The sequence below is a fragment of the Brevundimonas sp. CURTG3B2_SDJG genome (assembly GCF_057364705.1).
Genome location: NZ_JBNFOJ010000344.1, coordinates 1 through 2,758 on the forward strand (window position 1 = coordinate 1; position 2,758 = coordinate 2,758).

Genomic DNA, 2,758 nt, shown 5'->3' on the forward strand with positions numbered 1-2,758 from the left:
CGGGTGGCCGCCTACGGCCGGGGGGTGCCGCCGGCCTTGTTTCGTGACCGACGGTCGCCGGCTGATCATGCCCGGTCCGTTCGGCGCCTTCGACCGGGGGTCTGGACGCGCGGCATCCAGCGGTGGCGGGCCTGTTCCCCGAACCGCCCATGGCGGCGGCCCTGGGGCGGGACAGGGTGCACGCCCTGTCATGGGAGAGCCTGCGCTGACCACCGGTTGACCCGGGCCGGCGGCGATGGCGTCATGACGGCATGACCCGTCTCCCGATCCTGCTGTCCCTGCTGCTGGTCGCTGGCTGCGCCGAACCCCAGAGCAGGACGCCGAGCCCGGCCGGGGCACGCGGACCGGCCGACGCCGCCATTCTGCCGGCTTCGGTGATTCCGCAGCTTCTAAGGCAGTGCTCCCGATCCGCGCCCGACCCAGGCCAGGGAACCTGGGAGCCGGCGTGGGCCGACATCGCGGCGCTGGAGGCCATCCTTCCGGCCGCTCTCGCCACCTCATCGGTCGGCAAGGATCTGCGGGATCCGATTCCGCCGGAGGGCTGGCGGCGGCAGTATGTCGGCTATGTCAGGGACGGTCGGCGGCTGGTGTACGGAAACTTCTATCCGTCCAGGGACGAAATCCCGAACTGGCGAACGGAGCCCGTGATCGTCTGCGACGGCGGGCCGACCTTCTTCGGGGCCGAGTATGACGCGACGGCCGGCCGGATCGTCAGGCTGAACTTCAACGGACCGTATTGAGCGTCCTGACCGCCGGCGCCGCAAGCAGCGCCGTCGACGCCGTCTCCACGTTCTCTTCCAGCCGCGCCATGAACTCGGCCCGCTTCAGGCCGGCCGGGATGGGCTCCAGGAACTCGAACACCACGGTCCCCGGATAGCGCTTGAAGCCGTGCGCGGGCCAGTGGACGCCGGAGTTGGTGGCGATGGGCCAGCAGGCGACCTCCAGGTCGCGGTAGATGGCGGCCACGCCGGGCTTGTAATCCGGTTCGGCGCCGGGCGCGGTGCGGGTGCCCTCAGGGAAGATGACGATCTGACGGTTCTCGGCCAGACGGGCCCGGGCGTGGCGGACCATGTCCTTGAGCGCCTTTGCATGGGCCTTGCGGTCGACCGGGATCATCTTCGTCTTCCAGGCGAACCAGCCGAAGAAGGGCAGCGGCATCAGCTCCTTCTTCAGGACGAAGCAGGGGTCGTCCAGGAAGGCGAAGGGGGCGACCACGTCCAGCATGCCCTGGTGCTTGGGGGCGACCAGGGCGGGGCCCGAGGGGCGGCGCTCCAGTCCGCGCACCTCGACCTTCACCCCGGCGATCCAGCGCAGGCCGAACAAGACGAAGCGGGCCCACAGCTTGATGACGCCCATGGCGTAGCGATGGGGCATCAGCAGCGCCGGCGACAGGCCGATCGCGAAGATCGGCATCGACAGGTAGAGCCACAGTGTGAAGGCCAGCGATCGCAGGGTGGTCACGTCAGGCGGCCTTCTTCTCGGGCGTATCGGTCTCGTCCAGGGCGGCAGGCGCGTCGTCCGACAGCTTGCCCAGCGCCGCGCGGCCCAGGGCGGCGAGGTATTTCACATACTCCAGCGTCATCCGCCGGGCGGTGACGGCGGCCCGCCACCAGCGCGAATCGTCCAGCGACGGCGTCTCCACCGCATAGGGGGTCAGGGCGACGCCCGGGGCGGCGGCGCGGATTTCGGTCAGGGCGCGGGGCATGTGGTAGTCCGAGGTGACCACGATCAGGCTGTCGTAGTTCTTTGCCCGGGCCCAGGCGGCGATCTCCTGGGCGTTGCCGATCGTGTCCTCGGCCTCGAAGCCCAGGTCGACGCAACAGTTGAACAGCCGGTTCGAGCCCGGGGTCAGGGCGCGCAGCTCCTGGCGGCGGACCTCCCGGTTGACGCCCGAGATCAGGACCCGCTCGCCCTTGTCCTGCTCCAGCAGCCGGATGGCGGCGTTGACCCGTTCGGCCGAGGGGCCGGTCAGGGCCACGATGGCGTCCGCGCGCGCCGGCTCCGCGGCGGGCGTGTAGCCGCGCACCCTTTCGGCGAAAGCGAACAGGCCGATCAGCCAGATCAGCGCCACGATGGCGATGAAGGTCAAAAACTTCATGGTCTTATCTAGCCACGCCCCTTCAGCCGCGCCAGGGCGGCGAAGCGCGCCGCGACAAGCGCCACCGTAGCGGCCAGCAGGGGGCATGGCGAGAGGATCAGGGCGTCGGTCCAGGCCACGGGCAAGGCCGGGGTGACCCCTTCGGCGCCGCCCAGGAAGCGCAGTACGGCGACCAGGCCGATGGCGGCCCCGGCCCCCGCGGCGCCGGCCCCCGCGGCTAGAAGGCCATAGCGCCGCTGATACAGGCCCGCGATGCGGCCGTCCGAGGCCCCGTTCAGGCTGAGCGTCTCGATGACCGACCCCTGCGCCGCCATGCCCGCCCGGGTGGCGTAGACGACGGCTGCACCGGCCGCGCCGGCGGTCAGGAGGAAGGCCGCGATCGCAAGCGCGCTGATCAGGGCGGCCGATCGCTCGACCTCGCCACGCCACAGGCTGTGGTCGTCGACGGCGGCGTCCACGCCCGCCTCGCCAGCGCACGGCTCAGGCTGACGGCGCTGGCCGGGGCGGTGCGGTCCAGACGGACGGTGACCAGGTAGGGGATGGGCAGGTCGGGCAGGACGGCGTCGCCGATCCAGGGGCGCAACAAGGCCTCGGCGGCCTTGCGGTCCATCGCCTCGGCCTCGGTCACGCCGGGCACGCCCGCCAGGGTCTCCGCTGCCC

The 2,758-nt window shown here is 71.4% G+C and carries 4 protein-coding genes and 1 pseudogene; 1 reads left to right on the forward strand and 4 read right to left on the reverse strand.

Features of this window, described 5'->3' with window-relative positions; genetic code table 11:
* Nucleotides 1-251 precede the first annotated feature (251 nt).
* On the forward strand, nt 252-740 hold the full coding sequence (locus tag AC2W7C_RS16285) for a hypothetical protein (protein ID WP_486002332.1): 489 nt from the start codon (nt 252-254) through the stop codon (nt 738-740).
* On the opposite strand, the gene AC2W7C_RS16290 is transcribed toward AC2W7C_RS16285, so the two are convergent.
* The 4 genes and pseudogenes from AC2W7C_RS16290 to AC2W7C_RS16305 all read right to left on the reverse strand — a co-directional run.
* Nucleotides 724-1,461, reverse strand: coding sequence for a lysophospholipid acyltransferase family protein (locus tag AC2W7C_RS16290; protein WP_486002333.1), 738 nt, complete (start codon nt 1,459-1,461; stop codon nt 724-726). The genes AC2W7C_RS16285 and AC2W7C_RS16290 overlap by 17 nt on opposite strands.
* 1 nt (nt 1,462) lies before the next feature.
* Nucleotides 1,463-2,098, reverse strand: coding sequence for a YdcF family protein (locus AC2W7C_RS16295; protein ID WP_486002334.1), 636 nt, complete (start codon nt 2,096-2,098; stop codon nt 1,463-1,465).
* Between the two features lie 8 nt (nt 2,099-2,106).
* Nucleotides 2,107-2,556: a hypothetical protein gene (locus tag AC2W7C_RS16300; protein ID WP_486002335.1), complete on the reverse strand. Its 450-nt coding sequence runs from the start codon at nt 2,554-2,556 to the stop codon at nt 2,107-2,109.
* Nucleotides 2,493-2,758 (reverse strand): annotated as a pseudogene (locus AC2W7C_RS16305) (hypothetical protein); the annotation flags it as partial. The pseudogene AC2W7C_RS16305 and the gene AC2W7C_RS16300, both read right to left, overlap by 64 nt.

Excerpts from the sequence above, each read along its gene's own strand:
- AC2W7C_RS16285 (WP_486002332.1), top strand. The coding sequence starts at position 252 with ATGACCCGTCTCCCGATCCTGCTGTCCCTGCTGCTGGTCGCTGGCTGC.
- AC2W7C_RS16295 (WP_486002334.1), bottom strand. The coding sequence starts at position 2,098 with ATGAAGTTTTTGACCTTCATCGCCATCGTGGCGCTGATCTGGCTGATC.